Genomic DNA, 16,502 nt, shown 5'->3' with positions numbered 1-16,502 from the left:
TTAGGGTTCGAGCATGATCTGAGACAGGTCTACCGGCTTGGAATATTGCCTGCGCAGCAGGTGCCAGAGACGTCTCTTCCACTTGTGCACTTGGCGAAAGGCGCTTCGGTCCAGCACGTAGTCAGCCACCATGCGCAAGCCAATAATCGGTCGCGATCGCCAGTGCCTGCCTTTGCGGTCAATGGCCTCATAAGACAAGGGAAAGAACTCGCCAAATCCATACCGCAACGCCAGTTGGCGGTATTCTGACTCTGACGTGCGGCCGGATGTGAGCATCGATGTAGCCAGGTGAATTCCAACTGGCCGCGTATGGCGGACGGGCAGGGCGTCAAAAACTGCCGACGTTCCATGGTTGTCTGCGGCAAGTCGCGTCCACAAGGAGTCCAGACCGAAACCGCTCATGGAGTGTTTGAAAAGAGGCAGCATCTTGGCCACGATGTCGGCCCGCATGCAGGGAGCCATGACCTCGATCCTGTCCACCAGGCGAAATTCGAAGCTCTTGCAGCGAAGAAACGGCAAGTGGGTATAATAGCTGTCCAGCGTCAGTGCCGGCTGGGCGATGTGTAGATCGAGCCGGCGCATGTTGGTGAACAGGGCCTCGATGGTTGCCCGGTCTGCTTCCAGATCGTCGTCCGGGAACCAGATATATCGATAGCGATCAAGCAGTTCAGGTCGCTCCGTGAGCAGAGCGTGGATGCCGTCCCATTTACCGCCCTTGTAGTCGACCCGGTTTTCATACGGCATACGGAACGCCGACGGATCGGTGCCGTAGTAGCTGACGATCAAGTCAAATTCGCATCCCGGATCGTCCGCTCCCCATCCGCGATGGAGAGACTTGTCGCCGGCCCTGACGATCACGAGATTGCGGCTGTTGGCGGCACTCGGCAACGGTCTGCTTTCGACAGTCATACCCTATCCAAAGTCTTGCCGCCCTGGCGAGCCCTACACCAAAGCCAGATGGATGCGAAGGGCCACTATGCGGGAGACTTGTTCCCGGCATGACTGGACGGGATGTCGTGGCGGTACTATTAGGGCGTCGAGACGGTACATCTCGACCCACTGCATTGTACAACTCCAAGCGATAGGCTCGAAGCCTGCTATGCCGATGGCTGCTGCAGCGATGAACTATCACGCTGTCATTGTGGCAGTTGCCGATGATCAAGATGCGCCGGTTAGATGCGCCGCTAGTACGAGACGAGCATTCCATGAAGCTGATTGTTGTGACCCCAGCCGGCCGCGAGAAATATCTTCGCTTGCTAAGCCACCATGTTCTGAAGAGCTCCGATGTGCATGAATGGCACCTCTGGGACAATTGTCGCAACGAAGCCGATCGGGCTTACCTCGAACGACTGGCCGCTTCCGATCCACGCTGCAGGATCAAAAAACTTCCACATGCCGATGGTGGGTTCAATGTCATCGGCGATTTCTATCGTTTCTGCGACGATGCCGAAGCTTTCTATCTGCGCCTTGATGACGATGTGGTTTTTGTCGAGGACGGCTTCTTTCAAAAGTTCATGGCAAGGGTCATGGCTGAAAGAGGATCGGCGATTTGGTACGCGCCGTTGATCATCAACAACGCCATCTGCAATTCACTGATCAAGCAGCTTTCCCGGGTTCTGGTGGACGGCCCGCTCACCTGTCAGGCCTCGTGCGAATTCTCCTGGGCCCATGCCAGCTTCCCGCAGGCGCTTCATCCGGTCTTCATCGAAGCGGTCCGGACCAACCGGCTTGATGACTTCCGCGTGCCGGACCGGGAGATCAGGCTATCGCGATTTTCGATCAACGCCCTCGGGTTTTTCGGATCAGACATTGTCAGTCTGGGGGAACGCTTTCACCCGCCGTCAGGCGATGAGGAAGAGTGGCTGTCGGCAACGCTGCCGATGAAACTGGATCGGCCGGGCAAGATTTTTGGCGACCTGATCGTTGCGCATTTCAGCTTCTATCCGCAGGAACGCCAATTGCTGCGTACCAACATTCTCGACGGCTACTATGGGCTCACCGGCCTGGCTCCGCCAATCTACGAGAAACCTCCGATCCGCTTGAGAGACAGGTTTAAGCAGTGGAGAAGAGGCCGGAAGGCATCGACACCACCGCGCTACACGATCTCACTTCCGGCAGCCACTACGGGCTGACGCCCGGGCTTCGGCCCGGTTCCGCCCGCCAATCTGCGGCTCACTGCGCTACCACCTCCAGGTTGGCATTGCCGTAGAACGTGTAGGCAAGGTAGGTCGGGTCGCCGGTTTCATAGAAGCGCTTGCGAACACCTTGAAGGACGTTGGCCAGGTAAACCGGTCCATCCTTGAGTCGGGCGCTGATGCCGCCGTAGAAATCGCTCGAGAAGGCGGCCGCGGCGCGGTCGGTCAGCGGCCACATGCCGCCGATGAAGCCGGACGCGCCGCCGGCCAGCACCGCCGGGCCCCAGCCCTGGACGAAGCCGCCGAGCATCCGCGACTTGCCCGTGTCGCAGGCATTGAAGAAATAGAAGGGATTGCCCTTGCCATGCGCGGCCGCGACCAGCGCGCGCCACGTGTCGGGATCGAGCGACTGGTCGACGAGATCGATGGCAAAGACCGGCCGGCCGCTGCTTGGCTGATTGACCTCGCCGTGGCCGGAAAAATGGATGAAGCCGGTCGAGACCTCGCCGACCAACCTTTCGAAAGAGACGAAATCACCATCGAAGCGGCGGTAGCCGGCGAGCTTGCTCAGCGCGTCGATCTCGACCTCCTGGAACGGCAGCGACTGCTTGTCGACATAGGAGGGCGCGACGGCCGCGACGCCGGTGAACGCCATCCGGTCAAGCGGATTGTCGACCTGCGAGGACGTGCTGCGCGGTGCCCAACGCGCCAGCCGGTAGCTCATGCCAAGGAAGCCGTCGCGGGTGGCTCCGTCGCTACTTTGCGGGCGGATCAGCTCCCAGGGCAGAGTGGGGCTGTTCGAGGTGATCTGGATCGAATGCAGTTCGTCCCTGTCGCGCAGCGACCAGAACACATCCTTGAACGCCTCGGGCACATAGTCCCGGTAGAGCGCATCGCCAAAACCTTCGGCGGCCAGCGTGACAAAGCGTTTCTGCGCTTCCGGATCGCTGTTTGCGGCAGGCTGCTGGAGCGAAACAGCGCCGCGCAGGCTCATGCCGAGCTGCAACAGGCGGCGGTATTCGGAGTCGAGCCATGTCGCCATCTGCGGTGGCGTCGAGAAGGTATCGGTCACCGGGCCAGCCAGATGCGGCGAATGGATGATGATCTGACCCGGACCCAATCCGCTTGGGTCGTCATAAAGAATGGTGACATCGAGATCGGCTACTGCGTCGGAGGCTGCTGCGTCGAGCTGCACAGTGCCTGTCACCGCCTGCTGCGACGGCGCGGAGGCTAGCATCAGCGGCGCGGCAGTGCGGTTGGCTGTGGCACCTTGGGCGCTGGCTTCAACGGACGCTGTTCGACGAACAATGACGGGTCTCGATGCCGATCCCAGGAACCGTCCGGCGCTGTAGATACGGGCGATGAACTGGCCGGGCTTGCTGTCTTTCACTATCGGCCGCGCCTTGAGGTCGAAGCGGACAACGTCGCTGTCGCCTTCGCGGTAGAGCGTCGCCCGCCGGCTCCATTTGCCGCCATCGGCAAGGTCAAAGCCGGAAGCGAAGAGATCGATATCGATTGGCCATTGCTCGGCCCCGGCCGGCATTGCCATGGCCAAGGCGCCGTCGGCCGTCACCGACGAGCCCGGAGCGGCCTTCACCTTCACCTCCGGCGTCAATTGCTCTTCGGTCAGCGCGATCGAAACGGTCACCGTCTCGCCGGCCACGACGTGGTCGGGCGCATCGAGGGTGGGGTGGCGCACGACCTTGATCGCATTGTTGTCGACGGCTGGGGAAATCGCGCCGGGAGGCGCCTCCAACGGCGCGTCGGCCGCCACATCGGGCAACACGGAAGGTGGCTCAGCGGCCGGTGGTGGGCCGGGCTCCGTGCCGCCGGCGTCGCCGTCCTTCGGATAGCTGTCGCCAAGATTGTTCTGCGCCGCGGCCGCGGCCTTGGCGGCGTCTTCCTGATATCTCCTTTGCTCTTCGTACTGTCGTCGAGCCTGTTCCTCATATTGCTGGCGCTGCAATTCCTGGCGTTTGTATTCCTCGTATTGCGCTGCCTCATCGGTGCCGTTGCCGGTCATGGCGTCGGCGGGATTGCCCGAGCCCGGCGCCACGTCCATCGGAGGCGGCTCCCGGCCGCTGCCATCGAAGCTGCCATAGTCACTGCCGCCAGTGCCCCAGCCGGCACTCCCGGAATCGTAGCCGCCGCCGCTTGCCATCGGTGGCACCGGCGTGGGTTCGGGCGCGGCCGCTTCCGGCGGTGCTTCGACGGGCGCCGGCGGCTCTTCGGTCGGCGCCGGTGCGGCAGGGGCCGGCACATCCGCCATCAACACGAAATTCCTGTCTGCCGAGGGGCCATATGCCACCCACGGCCACTGCGCGCCGGATGTCTTATCCGCGACGGTCTGCGCGGCCGAGGCCAGCACTGTGCCGATGTCCACGCCCCGCCTGGTTAGCGCAGCCGTGAGTGCATCGGCAAACACGGTGACCGGTCCGGGTTCGTTCAACGCGACGCTTCCCGGCTTGGCGGAAAAGGCGACGATGGCATTGGATTGCGGAACAACTGCCGCCAAACCTTGCATCACGCCCGGGATGGGGTTGTATCCGTCGCCGGGATCATCCAGCAAAACCACTTTCAGTGTCGGTGTGGCCTCGAGCGCCTGCGTGAACAGATCGAGAGGCAATGCCGTCTGGCCTACCGCCTCCTTTGAATCGGTCCGCGTGCCGCGCGTCAGCAGATAGTTCCTGTCATTGGCCTGGGCCGTATGGCCGACATAGTAGAAGATGCCGACGGCATCGGGCGCGGCGAGCGACTTGGCGAAATCATACATGGCACGCGCCACGTCGGCGCGATCGCCGTCCGTCACTTGCCGGACGGTGAAGCCAAGCGACCGCAGGCAAGTCGCGACGAGTTCGGCGCTCATCTCGGCGTTGGCGATGGCCGGCGCATTGTCGTAGGTCGGGTTGGCGACGACGAGCGCGAAGCGCTCCTCGCCGCGCGCGACGGACAAGAGCTCCATGGTCATCAGCAGCACGGCCGCCAGAAGTAGGCGCATGACCTTGATCCAAGCCCCGCAGGCCGCGGCGGTCATGCCTCGACTTGCCCCAAATTCATCAACGGTCTCGTGTTTGACGATATCATGACGAGGTCGGCGGCGACAGGACGCTTATTAGCTGCCCTTACCGGCTCTGCCGCAGGTGGCAGCCGGCCTGCCGTTTTTGCGCCAGATACTCGTCGACGAGCTGGCGATAGCGCACCTTGCCGAAACTCGGAAAATGGCCGCCATGCACGACCGAGACATCGAGGTCGCGCATGCCGAGCAATGTCGCGACGTAGTCAGAGATATCCGAGTGATAGACGTCGTCGATCAGCGGGCCGTCATAGATGATGTCGCCAGAGAGCAGGATGCCGGTCTTCTTCTCGTAGAGCGCGATGCCGCCGGGCGAATGGCCGGGCGTGTGGATCACCTCGAAGGCACGGTCGCCGAGATCGACGACGTCGCCATGCTCGAGCAGCCGGCCGGCGGGCGCCGGCAGAATCCGGTAACGCGCCGTGTCCCAGCCTTCCGGCAGTCGATCGAACATGTCGTCGTTCGCATAGCGGTCGGCAACGGTCCATTCGTTGCGTGGATCGGCGAGGATTTCGGCCTCGGCGCGATGCACGCAGCGGTCGGGAAATTCGTGATGGCAGCCGATATGATCGAAATGCGTGTGACTGGCGATACAGGTGAGCTTCCGCTCGCTCACCAGCGTCACGTGTCGTCTGAGACTGAAATGGCCGAGGCCGGTGTCGAAGAGAAGATCGCGATCTCGGCCGCGCACATGCCACATGTTGCAGCGGAAGAACGGCTTGATCCACGGCTCGTGGATCAGCGTCACACCGTCGGCCATGCGAACGGTCTCGTACCAGTCTGGAGCCTCGACGACCGGAAGCGTGCCCATGTTCAATCCGTCAGCAGGATGATCTCATCGGTATCGCACGAAACCGCGACCGTGTCGCCCGGCTGGACAGTGGCTGTCGCGGGCAGCCTGGCAATGAACTGCAGCGAGGGGTCTTCGACGGAAACCGCGAGCACGCGCTTGAAGCTGCCCTGGAAGACGACGTCGCTCACCCTGGCAGTGCCCAGCCTTGCCGTGCCCGCGGTCGCGCCGAGGATGAGATGCTCCGGCCGGATGGCCAGCGCAACGGCTGAACCCACAGCCAACGCGCTGGGCAGTGACACTTGTCCGACCGCCGTTGCGACAGCGCTTGTCCTGTTCTTGGCTTCCGTGACCGTGCCGGCAAGAATCGTGCTTTCGCCCATGAAGGTCGCGGAAAAGCGTGTCGCCGGCCGGGCATAGACACGCTCGGGCGGTCCTTCATCCTCGATGCGCCCATCGTTCATCACCACGCAGTGGTCGGCCAGCGCCATCGCCTCTTCCTGGTCGTGGGTGACATGGATGAAAGCGGTACCGACGCGCTTCTGGATGGCTTTCAACTCGTCCTGCATTTGCCGGCGCAGCTTGAGGTCGAGTGCGCCGAGCGGTTCGTCGAGCAGCAGCACCGCCGGCTCGATGACCAGCGCACGCGCCAGCGCCACGCGCTGCCGCTGGCCGCCGGAAAGCTGGTGCGGCTTCTTGTCGAAGGCGGCGGCGAGGCCAACCAGGGCCAGCGCCTCGCGCGCCCGTGCGGCGCGTGTGGCTGCGTCCACGCCCTGCATGCGCAAGCCGAAACCGACATTGCTGCCGACGCTCATATGCGGAAACAGCGCATAATCCTGGAACACCGTCGTCTTTGGCCGCTTTGCCGGCGGCACCGATGTGCAGTCCTCGCCGCGGATGAACACCTTGCCTTCACTCGGGGTGACGAAGCCGCCCAGAATGGACAGCAGCGTCGTCTTGCCGGATCCAGATGGCCCGAGCAGGATCGTGTAGCTGCCGGGCTCGATCTGCAGCGAGACGTTCCTCAGCACCGTCTGGTGGCCGAAGCGATGCGAGACGGAGCTGATGTCGACCAGCGGGGCGGTCATGTTTTTCTCCTGCGCAGCAATGTCAGTTCAAACAGCACGACCAGGATGATGGAGACGGCAAAGACCAGGGAGCCGACCGCATTGGTCTTCGGGTTGAGGCCGGAACGCAGCAGGTTCCAGATCTCCACCGGGAGCGTTGTGTCGAAGCGGGTCAACAGGAACGAAATCACGAACTCGTCCCAGGAGAATGTCATCGACAGGAAGAAGCCGGCGAAAATGGCCGGCGCCATGACAGGCACGGTGATCAGCAGCAGCACCTTCCATTCCGGCGCGCCGAGGTCGCGCGCGGCGCGTTCGATGTTGATCTGGTGGTCGCCCATCTGGCTGTAGATGATGGCGAAACACAGCGGCAGGTTTATCACGACATGGCCGATTCCTGCGGCAAGCAGCGACTTCGGCACGCCGGCCCAGTTGAACAGCACCAAAAGCCCCATGCCGATGATGAGGTAGCTGACCGTCAACGGCAACGTGATCAGGCCACGCAGCAGGCCCGAGCCAGGCAGGAGAAAGCGCGCAAAGCCCCAGGCCGAGAGGAAGCCGAGCGTGACGGCGGCAAGCGACGAGATCGACGCCACCAGCAGCGAATTGACCAGCGCCGAAGTCAGTCGCGGGTCTGAGAGAACGGCGTCGTACCAGCGCAGCGACGGGCCGGTGAAGGGCGGGATCGGAAACGACGTCGCCTGCAGCGAGAACAGCACCAGCACGACCACCGGCAGGAAGATGAAGCCGTAGACGGCAAGCGCATAGAGCCAGGAAGCGACGCGGACGATCTGGCGCATTTCAGGCCCGCTCGATCTTGAGCCAGCGGGCGCAGGCGAGGTAGGCGACGGTGACGACCGCCATCAGGACGATCGACAGCGCCGAGGCCAGCGGAAAGTCGCCGCGCCGACCGATCTGCATCATCACCAGTTGCGGCATCAGCAACTCGTTGTTGCCGCCGAGGATCTGCGGCGTGATGTAGTCGCCGATGCACAGCACGAAGGTGAGGAAGGCGCCGACCATGATGCCGGGCAAGGTCAGCGGCAGCACGACATGCAGGAAGGTGCGCACCGGCCCGGCGCCGAGATCGGCGGCGGCCTTGCGGTAGCTCGGGCTCAACTGCTTCAGGTTGGCGAAGATGGTCAGCGTCAGAAGCATGACGAAGAAATGCACGAAGCCGGTGACGGTGGCGAAACGCGTATTGGCGAGTTGCACAGGTTCGCTGAACAGGCCGGAGCCGGTCAGGACCCGGTTGATGACGCCATTCTGCGCCAGCACCAGCAGCCAGGAGTAGGAGCGTACGAGATAAGAGGTCCAGAACGGCAGCACGGCCAGCATCAGCGCCAACCGCTGCCAGCGTTCCGGCACCTGTTCGGCGAGGATCCAGGCGAAGGGATAGGCGAGCAGCACCGAGACCACGGTGACGATTGCCGTCACCTGCAGCGAGTTCACCATCGCCTGCCAATAGGAGGGGTTGGTGAAGAACTGGCTGTAGTTCGTCAGCGTGAAGCCGCCGCCCTCATGCGCCGTGAGGCTGGAAAACCCCATGGCGATGAAAGGCAGGACGAAGAACAGCAGCGTCCAGCCGAGCGCCGGCGTGACCAGCGCCCAGGGCAGGGCACGGCCCGCCCGGGGCAGGGCGCGGCCCTCCCGGGGCAAGGCACGCCCGTTGTTTCCAGCTATGCTCATCAGCGGCAGTCGCTCACTTCGTCTGCAGCATTTCAGTCCACATGTCCTGCATCTTCTTGTCGAGATCGGCATTCGGCGCCGGATAGGCCTGGGCGCGGGCGAGGAAGCCCGGCTGCTCGTCGAAACGCAGGATCTTCTTCTGGTCGTCGGTCAGCGCCGCCTTGGTGTTGGCGGGCATGCCCCAGTAGCAGGACGAGGTGGCAAGCCGCGCCCGGCCTTCCGGGCTCATGATGTATTGGATGAATTTCAGCGCCATGTCCTTGTTCTTGGAATCCTTGAACATGGCCAGCGACTGCGACCACAGCACGGCGCCTTCTTTGGGAATGGAGAAGTCCAGCGCCGGGTTCTCCTTGGCCGTGCCCGCCGTCACCCACTCACCGCCACCGACCAGGATGTCGACTTCGCCGGTCGCAAGTGCTGTCTGGCTGGCGGTCACTTCGCCGACCAGCTTGGCATTGGCCTTCATCTTGAGAAGCTCGGCCTTGATGGCGGGCAGGTCGGCTTCAGTGAGTTCGGCCGTCTTCTTGCCGATGGCGAGCGCGGCCATGCCGATGACCGGCAGGTAATAGTCGTAGATGGCGACCTTGCCCTTGTACTTGTCGCCGGTGAGCGCGGCCATCGACTGCATGTCGGCCGGGTCGACCTTGGTCTTGTTGTAGCCGATCGTGTTGTAGCCGAACTTTTCGGTGATGCCGTAGCGCTTGCCGCCGACGACGGTGGAACCGTCCATCTTCACCTGCGGAAACAGGTCGGCGACGGGCAATTTGTCTTCCGGCAGCGGCTCGAACAGGCCTTTCTCGACACCGCGCGGCACGTCGATGCTATCGATCACCATCACGTCCCAGTCGCCGGGCTGCGACTGCTCGACGATGGCGAGGCCTGCGCCGGTGCCTTCGAATTCCTTGACGTTGACCTTGACGTTGTTGGCCTCCTCGAAAGGCTGCAGCAGCGCCGGATCGGAGTGGTCGCACCAGATCAGCGCGTTGAGATCGGCGGCCTGGGCGCCCGTCGCGAGCAGAAGTGCCGTGGCGGCGCACGCGGCGTGCAGATGGCTCTTCAGGATGGAAAGCGGATTCCTGGATGCGGATTTCATGGACATCGAGTGTTCTCCCTTGCCTTTGTGGCTTCTTGCAAAAAATTGAACCAATTCTAAAATTGAGTCAATTCTGTTTTTATGGCAAGAGGCTGATATGAGCGGATTGCGGGCAAGGCAAAAGGCAGACCGGCACCGCCGCATCATCGAGGCGGCGGCGGAGCTTTTTCGCGAGGCGGGCTATGAAGGCGCCAAGATCGAGGCGATCGCCGCCCAGGCCGGGGTCTCGGTCGGCACGATCTACAATTACTACGAGAACAAGGGCGACATCCTCGGCGCCATCGTCTCGCTGGAGGTCAATGAGGTGCTCAACGCCGGCCGCGGCGTCGTTGCCAACCCGCCGGCCAATGTCGGCGACGCGCTGGATACGCTGCTCGGCATCTATATCGAGCACTCGCTGCATTATCTCAGTAAGGAGATGTGGCGGCAGGCGATGGCGATCTCGACGCAACTGCCCGACGGCCCGTTCGGCCAGGCCTACACCGCGCTCGACCGCTCGTTGACCGAACAGATCCGCGCGCTGATCGCCCGCCTGCAGGCGCTCGGCCTTGTGAAGCAGGATATCGACGGACAGGCGCTCGGCGAACTGATCTTCAACAACATGAACATGATGTTCATCGAGTTCGTGAAACGTGACGAGGCAAGGATACCGGAACTGCGCGCGGCGATACGCCGGCAGAACCGGATCCTGGTGGCGGCGATCGGGGTGTGAGGGAGTCAGGAGAAGACAGGAGAAATCGTCGCCTCGGCATCAAACGTCGTTTCACACGAGGTTCACCTCTTGAGTTGAGTTTGAAATCTGATACAACTTAGAGGGGCATAATTGGGGGGGTAAATGGGAACGTTTTCAATCTGGCATTGGGCGATACTGCTGCTGTTGATCGGCGTGCCTGTCTTTTTTGCCGTTCGATCAGCCGCGAAGCCGTCACAGAATCCTGAGGCTCTTGTGGGCTTCGGCGGCTGGCTGATGTTGCTGGCGATCGGTCAGGCATTGTCACCGCTGCGCACACTCGCCGAACTGGGCAATTCAGCCGATGGCTACCAGCAACTTATGACCCTCTCAAATGGGCCGCTGGCTGTGTATGGCGAGGTCGCTCTCAACCTGGCATTTCTGGTGCTTCAGTTGGTTGTGCTCGTTGCGATGTTCAGGCGAAGCCATCGATTTCCGCAGTTGTTTCTGTGCCAGTGGCTTGCGATCCCTGTCGTGTTTATCCTGGATACGATCTGGATTTCGACCACCCTTGGCGTCCCGGTGAATCAGGTGCTGGCAGGCGACGCGCTGGTGGCTCCCATAGCCTCGTTCGTGGTGACCGGCATCTGGGCCGCCTATGTCTACAAGTCGGTCAGGGTGAGGAACACGTTCGACAGGGCGAGCGCATCTGGACAAGTCGCGAGCGCCTGAAAGAGGCGTCCGCGGTCCAAATATTCGCATAAGAGCTGCCCTTCCAGAGAGATGGGTGACAATTCATTCCGGATAGACAGGTTACACTTTCGGCCCTTTGGAAGGAGAGCAAGGTGCCTTGGAAGGAGTGTAACGTCATGGACGAGCGACTGAAGTTCGTCGCCCGGCTGCTGGACGGCGAGGCGCGGGCCTCCCTGTGACATCGACCTCAGGCAGGCGGAAGGCCTGCCAAAGCGAGGATTTCGGGCGCCGGCGTAACACGGGCGTGCGGCCTGCAGAAGGCCGGGTCGATCGCCTGATAGCCAAGCAGATTGGCGAGCGGTGCCAGGATAGCGAGCGCCACCCGCTGAATCGCCGGTGGAGGCTGGGTGAAGACGATCACGTCGGCAAATTCTCTGGCGATGACTGCCGCCTGAAGCAGGAAGGGTCTGCCTTTTTTATCCACCTGCCCAGCATTGGCGAGGCCGAAGAGCATGCCAATCAGCAGCTCGAACCGGTTCGGATCAATGTGGTCCGCGCCGGGCGCCCGTTCGATTTCGATCAGGACGTGCGCCTCGTCGGTTTTGCTGCTGTTCCACCAATCGTGCACCACTCCTGCCTCCACCGTTGCGGATTGGCCGGGTCCCAGAGAAAATGTCCTCCCGGCGATGGAGGCATCGAGCCGGCCGCTGAAGACGGTAAACCGTTCAATCATATTCGGATGGAAGTGCTCGCCAACGACCGCAGCGCCCGGCCGAGCGGTCAAATGAACAATGCCAGGTCCTTGGTCGCGGTCTTCGGTGCCACGCAGGATCACGGCGAATTCACCGGTCACCTTGTTCTCGTAGACATCTCCACAGCGTGACATGGATCATCTCGTATTTCAGAATATCGGCACGTCAAAGTCCAGAGATCTTAGTGGCTGCAGCGGTTTCGCGAAATTTACTATAGGCTTGTCCCTCAAAAAGCGTAAGGCGCGAACGCGCTGTCAGCATTCACCGAGGGAGGGTAGGTGCCATGTGGTGGATCGTTCTTGGGTTTGTCGCTTCGTCTGCAGTCGGCGTCGCCGCCGCACTTGCCGTAGCCAGTCGAGGTCAGCCTCGCCTCACCCCGCCACCTTGGAATCTCTACGACATGGCCAAGCAGCACGTTCCCATTATAGGCGGCCTTGCCGGTTTTTCCATCACTGGAATCGTCATCCTCGTTGGCCTTGCCCGTAGCCAGCCTGGTCTCTCCGCGGCGGCAATGGATACCGTTGTAGTGATGTTCTTTGTCTCCTTCATCCTCTACATCAGCAATGCCTTCCTACTCTCCTACATACCTTCTCACGAAAGCAATGGCGAAATCGTCTACCGAGTGCATTTCAGCCTTGCGTCTACCATGGAATACCGAACCATCTTTCTGTCCTGGTTTGCGCTGATGCCGCTGCTGCAAATGCACGGCCTGACGGTGCCCGCAAGCATTTTGGCCTTCGTTCTTCCGCTCTCGCTGCTGTCGGGCACACTGGTTATCGCCATGGTTGCTGACTCCCTTGGGCTGATCACCTTCAAGGAAAGCTATGTCGTGTTCGGGATCGGCACGGTGCTTGTTCTGGCGCTTGCGGCCGGAACCCCGCTGATGGGCATCCATACGCAGTCAGACTATTCAACGCTGACCGTGTCTCTGCTGATTTTTTGCCTGAACGGTTTGAGCTTTGCCGTGGTCGGACTGTCACCATTGGCGTCGCGCTATCCACGCGTGCGTGAATTTCTTACGCGTCATGGCCGCAGCCTCGTGGTCATCGACATGCTGCTCACTACGATTTCGCAGATGTTCCTTTGGCTCGCTGTTGCAAGCTACATATGACGCTTTAGCTGCGAGCTGGTGCCCCCGGACGGAATCGAACCGCCGACCTTCGGTTTACAAAACCGCTCCGAAGTCATGGGAAATAAGGCTTTCAGTGTCCTATGTCGCGCCTGTGTCGCGTTAGCCCAACAGCAGCCGCTCGGCAGAGGCTAGTTCCGCCTCGTCGTCGCCGCGCGGGAACAGGTGCCCATAGCGGTCCATCGTTAGCACGATGGTCGAATGTCCAAGCCTTTCCTGGACCATCTTAGCGGGCAATCCCAGGCCACCTTCCTCGGTGCGGTTTATGCACCACGAGGCATAGAAGTGACGAAGCGCATGCATGCCGGTGTATTTGCCTGTGACAACGGGTTTGCCGTCCTTGTGGTGCTGCGGCTCGCCATGCTCGTCTAGAATTGGCACAGTGACGCCAGCTTTTATCTGCGTGGGGATCAGGCCACGTCGAATGATGTTGCTCAGACCCTCGATGTTGCCCGCGCCGTTAGGGAAGACCAGCTCCAGCACAGTGACCGGCTTGCCTTCCTCGTCCAGCTTTCCGGTACGCCTGCGCGGGCAAGTAAGTTTCCATTCCCGCAACGCGTTGATGACTGTCGGCGGCAAAGGGATCGTTCGCTCGCCTGCTTCCGATTTCGGCTTGCCTATCGCATTGAACCTGTCGGCGCGCTGATGCACATGCAGTTCTCGTTTGTCTAGATGCACATCGCGCCAGCGGAGCCCGCGCAATTCCGAAGCGCGCAACCCGGTAAAGATTGCCGTAAGCAGCAATGGGCGCCACCGGCCGGAGAGGGCGTTGACAATAGCCCTGATCTCTTCGCGTGACGGGATATCGACCCCAACCTTAAGCTTGCCCTTCTGACGCTTGTCCTGGCGCTCTCCGCGCCTGCGACGGGCGCGCATGTCCCGAACAACGTTGCGGGCCACAAAGCCGCGCTCCTGGGCGTCTGCGAGCAGTGTGCCAAGGCTGACCATGATCCGGCGCACCATTACGGGTGATCGGCCATTCTCGCGAAGCTTGTCTTCAAATGCCCGGAGTGTGCTGACGCTTAGATCGGAAAGCCGCTCCTGGCCGATGAACGGCTTGATATGCAGGTCAAGGTGCGATCGATATGCCTCGGTGGACGAGCGCTCCAGCCCGGCGTCTACAGCCCCCTTGATCCAAATGTCCCCGGCCTTGGCCAGTCTGACGCTATCCCTGTCCGCTACGTGGATGCCCTGGCGGATCTCGACGCCGGCGCCGTCGCGGAAGCTGTCGGCATCTTTCTTTCTGGCGAATGTCTTCAGCCGCCGGATGCCCTTTCCGTCGACATAGTCGACAACCCAGGCTTCCTTTTCGATGCCTCGGCTATTGGTCCATGTGCGCTTACGGACGCTCATTCGTTCCCGCCCTCGTCGTTCGATTGCTCGGCGCGGGTGGCGTAGGGAACAAAGCTTACCTCACCGTCCCAGCCAGCTCGGACGGTCCATGGCTGCTTGGCGTCGGCAAGAGCATTATTGATATAATTCAGATAGTCGCTGTTCCCGTCAGGAGCACTGACGCCGATCAAGCTTTCCAAAAAGACCGATAGAAGATTGATGTCTATCGACTTTGGAGGGAACGCAACCTCAAGAGCGGCAATCGCCTCGGCGTCAAGCGTTCGGTGGTTCTGCTCCGCTTCCAGGCTAATGCGATCAAGCAAGGGCTGGGGAATTGCTAAAACAGGGGCAGGCTTTCCCTCCTTGTTAAAGAAGCGTTTTCGCAAGTGTTCTAGCCGATCCAGCTCCCATTCAAGGCGCTCCTTATCGTCCGCCAGTTTCGCTCGCTCCCGCGTCGTAGCGAACAACGTCTTTTGAAGCGTCGGAAAGTCTTCAAGACGCGCGACAATCTCAGCATTCATCGAACGGCTGTGTTTGTCTGCCGCTTCTTTAATGCGGTCTCGCAAACCAGGCGGAAGCCGGACCTGAAAGCGTTCGGCCAGCTCACTAGGGTATTTTTCGCGGTCATCATCACTCATGCTGGGGATAAGTGCAACTTGCCACCATGAAAGGCAAGAGTGCGACTTGCACTCATCCACAGTTCCGGGTACTTCTTGGCAATAGATGCAAGTTGCACCCGTGAACGAAAGGAGCACGATTTGTCTACGAAATCCGACCATAGTTTGGAGTTGGTATGGGGAGCCGACGCCATATCCGTATTCATTGGCCGCACCCAGCGGGCGACATTTCACATGCTGGAAAAGGGCGAACTGCCGGCGCGCAAGGTGGGAGGTCGATGGGTCGCCGAGCGATCCAACCTTACCAAATTCTTCATGGAGGACGCGGCATGAAGTACTCCCTTCTTGTTAAGGTCGAGCCGGATGGCGCCGTGAAGAGACTAGACGGTAGAGCCGCCTGGATGATGGAAAAACTGATCAAGGCCGGTGCCGCCGGCATCACGTCCCTGGAGTTGCCAACCGGCGTCAGGGTCGCTCATGCCGTCTATCTTCTCCGGCGCGATGGGTTCGTGATCTCGACAAAGCGCGAAAGCCACGGCGGGCCTTTTTCCGGGGTACATGGCCGGTACAAGTTGGAGTCACCCACCAGCATCATTGAGCCTGCGGAGCGGGCGGCATGAGTGGCACCGACGAGTTGAACGCGGACGAGGCGCCGCAATGGAATTGGCCTGCCGTCGACCTTGCTGTCGCTGAGGCGGCGGCATGGCTCGCCACCGGTTCGGCCGATCGTACCAAGGCGATAATTCCCCAATTGCAGGAGAAGTTCGCTCTGCCGCTCAAAGACGCGGTCGAGGCCTGCCGGCAAGCGGCGCTGATCCGGGCGAGGGCGCACTGATGGGGAAGGGCAACGGACGAAACCCGCCGGGCGAGCATTTCACCAAGATTATTCGCCACACAATGGAGCAACCCGCGTGGCGCGCGCTCTCTTCTACGGCTCAGGCGCTTTATCCATGGGTCAAGCTCGAATGGCGCGGCCCTGATGCCAACAATAACGGCAAGATAAGGCTGAGTGTGCGGCAGGCGGCGGCCTGTATGGGGTGTGCAACCGATACAGCCGCCGAAGGCTTCCGGGATCTCCAACGGAAGGGCTTTCTGTTTCAAACGGAAGCTGCATGCCTAGGTGTGGAGGGCGCGGCAAAGTGCCCGTCTTACGAAATCACCGAAATCAAGATGCCTGGGACCGACAAGCAGCAGGACGGCAGGAAGCTCTACCGCGACTGGCGCCCCGACCGAGAGTTTCCGGTGAAAGGCCCGAGTGCCAACAATCCGACTGGCACCAACGGCCTGCGACGGAAAACAAAAACCCGTCATGAAAACAATGACGACCCTGTCCTAACTTCCATGACGAACCGTAGGAGGGCGTCATGATTTCTAGGACGCGCTGTCATAAGAAGCATGACGGAACCGGGTGCTTTGTAGAGCAAACCGTCATGGTTTCTGTGACATCCTTATCCTACCAGAT

At 61.1% G+C, this 16,502-nt stretch carries 18 protein-coding genes and 1 tRNA gene; 8 read left to right on the top strand and 11 right to left on the bottom strand.

Annotated elements, in window-relative coordinates; translation table 11 throughout:
* Complete coding sequence (locus tag AC56QQ_RS19940) at positions 1 to 909, bottom strand: hypothetical protein (RefSeq protein WP_497123086.1); 909 nt, start codon at positions 907 to 909, stop codon at positions 1 to 3.
* A 296-nt stretch (positions 910 to 1,205) separates the two neighbouring features.
* Between AC56QQ_RS19940 and AC56QQ_RS19935 the strand changes: the two genes are divergently transcribed.
* A complete protein-coding gene (locus AC56QQ_RS19935) occupies positions 1,206 to 2,132 on the top strand; it encodes a hypothetical protein (RefSeq protein WP_497123085.1) in 927 nt (308 codons plus the stop codon).
* A gap of 40 nt (positions 2,133 to 2,172) precedes the next feature.
* Here the strand turns inward: AC56QQ_RS19935 and AC56QQ_RS19930 are convergent, their stop codons facing one another.
* The 6 genes from AC56QQ_RS19930 to AC56QQ_RS19905 form a co-directional block, all read right to left on the bottom strand.
* The gene (locus AC56QQ_RS19930) at positions 2,173 to 5,133 is read right to left on the bottom strand and encodes a caspase family protein (RefSeq protein WP_497123084.1); all 2,961 of its coding nucleotides are present in this window, start codon (positions 5,131 to 5,133) and stop codon (positions 2,173 to 2,175) included.
* A gap of 124 nt (positions 5,134 to 5,257) precedes the next feature.
* Entirely contained in the window at positions 5,258 to 6,019 is a 762-nt protein-coding gene (locus tag AC56QQ_RS19925) for an MBL fold metallo-hydrolase (protein WP_497123083.1), read from the bottom strand.
* A 2-nt stretch (positions 6,020 to 6,021) separates the two neighbouring features.
* Positions 6,022 to 7,086 carry an ABC transporter ATP-binding protein gene (locus AC56QQ_RS19920; RefSeq protein WP_497123082.1) on the bottom strand — a complete coding sequence of 355 codons (1,065 nt, stop codon included), beginning with the start codon at positions 7,084 to 7,086 and terminating at the stop codon, positions 6,022 to 6,024.
* Positions 7,083 to 7,865: an ABC transporter permease gene (locus tag AC56QQ_RS19915; protein WP_497123081.1), complete on the bottom strand. Its 783-nt coding sequence runs from the start codon at positions 7,863 to 7,865 to the stop codon at positions 7,083 to 7,085. The genes AC56QQ_RS19920 and AC56QQ_RS19915 overlap by 4 nt, the downstream gene beginning before the upstream one ends.
* 1 nt (position 7,866) lies before the next feature.
* Entirely contained in the window at positions 7,867 to 8,754 is an 888-nt protein-coding gene (locus AC56QQ_RS19910) for an ABC transporter permease (protein WP_497123080.1), read from the bottom strand.
* A gap of 13 nt (positions 8,755 to 8,767) precedes the next feature.
* Entirely contained in the window at positions 8,768 to 9,853 is a 1,086-nt protein-coding gene (locus AC56QQ_RS19905; protein WP_497123079.1) for a polyamine ABC transporter substrate-binding protein, read from the bottom strand.
* A 91-nt stretch (positions 9,854 to 9,944) separates the two neighbouring features.
* Between AC56QQ_RS19905 and AC56QQ_RS19900 the strand changes: the two genes are divergently transcribed.
* Entirely contained in the window at positions 9,945 to 10,559 is a 615-nt protein-coding gene (locus AC56QQ_RS19900; RefSeq protein WP_497123078.1) for a TetR/AcrR family transcriptional regulator, read from the top strand.
* 123 nt (positions 10,560 to 10,682) lie between these two features.
* Positions 10,683 to 11,249 carry a DUF2569 family protein gene (locus AC56QQ_RS19895; RefSeq protein WP_489861139.1) on the top strand — a complete coding sequence of 189 codons (567 nt, stop codon included), beginning with the start codon at positions 10,683 to 10,685 and terminating at the stop codon, positions 11,247 to 11,249.
* A 208-nt stretch (positions 11,250 to 11,457) separates the two neighbouring features.
* Here the strand turns inward: AC56QQ_RS19895 and AC56QQ_RS19890 are convergent, their stop codons facing one another.
* Positions 11,458 to 12,063: a cupin domain-containing protein gene (locus tag AC56QQ_RS19890; RefSeq protein WP_497123077.1), complete on the bottom strand. Its 606-nt coding sequence runs from the start codon at positions 12,061 to 12,063 to the stop codon at positions 11,458 to 11,460.
* A 182-nt stretch (positions 12,064 to 12,245) separates the two neighbouring features.
* Between AC56QQ_RS19890 and AC56QQ_RS19885 the strand changes: the two genes are divergently transcribed.
* Positions 12,246 to 13,073 carry a hypothetical protein gene (locus AC56QQ_RS19885; RefSeq protein WP_497123076.1) on the top strand — a complete coding sequence of 276 codons (828 nt, stop codon included), beginning with the start codon at positions 12,246 to 12,248 and terminating at the stop codon, positions 13,071 to 13,073.
* 16 nt (positions 13,074 to 13,089) lie between these two features.
* On the opposite strand, the gene AC56QQ_RS19880 is transcribed toward AC56QQ_RS19885, so the two are convergent.
* From AC56QQ_RS19880 to AC56QQ_RS19870, 3 genes are all read right to left on the bottom strand, one after another.
* A tRNA-Thr gene (locus AC56QQ_RS19880) sits at positions 13,090 to 13,223 on the bottom strand.
* Positions 13,194 to 14,444 carry a tyrosine-type recombinase/integrase gene (locus AC56QQ_RS19875; RefSeq protein ID WP_489861141.1) on the bottom strand — a complete coding sequence of 417 codons (1,251 nt, stop codon included), beginning with the start codon at positions 14,442 to 14,444 and terminating at the stop codon, positions 13,194 to 13,196. The genes AC56QQ_RS19880 and AC56QQ_RS19875 overlap by 30 nt, the downstream gene beginning before the upstream one ends.
* On the bottom strand, positions 14,441 to 15,061 hold the full coding sequence (locus AC56QQ_RS19870) for an Arc family DNA-binding protein (RefSeq protein WP_489861142.1): 621 nt from the start codon (positions 15,059 to 15,061) through the stop codon (positions 14,441 to 14,443). Before AC56QQ_RS19870 ends, AC56QQ_RS19875 begins: the two co-directional genes overlap by 4 nt.
* Positions 15,062 to 15,181: 120 nt before the next feature.
* On the opposite strand from AC56QQ_RS19870, the gene AC56QQ_RS19865 reads away from it, so the two are divergent.
* From AC56QQ_RS19865 to AC56QQ_RS19850, 4 genes are read left to right on the top strand one after another with little or no spacing between them, the layout of a single operon-like run.
* Positions 15,182 to 15,373, top strand: a complete 192-nt coding sequence (locus AC56QQ_RS19865) for a DNA-binding protein (protein WP_489861143.1) — start codon at positions 15,182 to 15,184, stop codon at positions 15,371 to 15,373.
* On the top strand, positions 15,370 to 15,660 hold the full coding sequence (locus tag AC56QQ_RS19860; RefSeq protein WP_489861144.1) for a winged helix domain-containing protein: 291 nt from the start codon (positions 15,370 to 15,372) through the stop codon (positions 15,658 to 15,660). The genes AC56QQ_RS19865 and AC56QQ_RS19860 overlap by 4 nt, the downstream gene beginning before the upstream one ends.
* On the top strand, positions 15,657 to 15,875 hold the full coding sequence (locus AC56QQ_RS19855) for a hypothetical protein (RefSeq protein ID WP_489861145.1): 219 nt from the start codon (positions 15,657 to 15,659) through the stop codon (positions 15,873 to 15,875). Before AC56QQ_RS19860 ends, AC56QQ_RS19855 begins: the two co-directional genes overlap by 4 nt.
* The gene (locus AC56QQ_RS19850) at positions 15,875 to 16,408 is read left to right on the top strand and encodes a hypothetical protein (RefSeq protein ID WP_489861146.1); all 534 of its coding nucleotides are present in this window, start codon (positions 15,875 to 15,877) and stop codon (positions 16,406 to 16,408) included. The genes AC56QQ_RS19855 and AC56QQ_RS19850 overlap by 1 nt, the downstream gene beginning before the upstream one ends.
* Positions 16,409 to 16,502: the final 94 nt, after the last annotated feature.

The sequence above is a fragment of the Mesorhizobium sp. RCAM 05099 genome (genome assembly GCF_059683685.1).
This window is presented reverse-complemented; position numbering and strand designations above follow the sequence as displayed.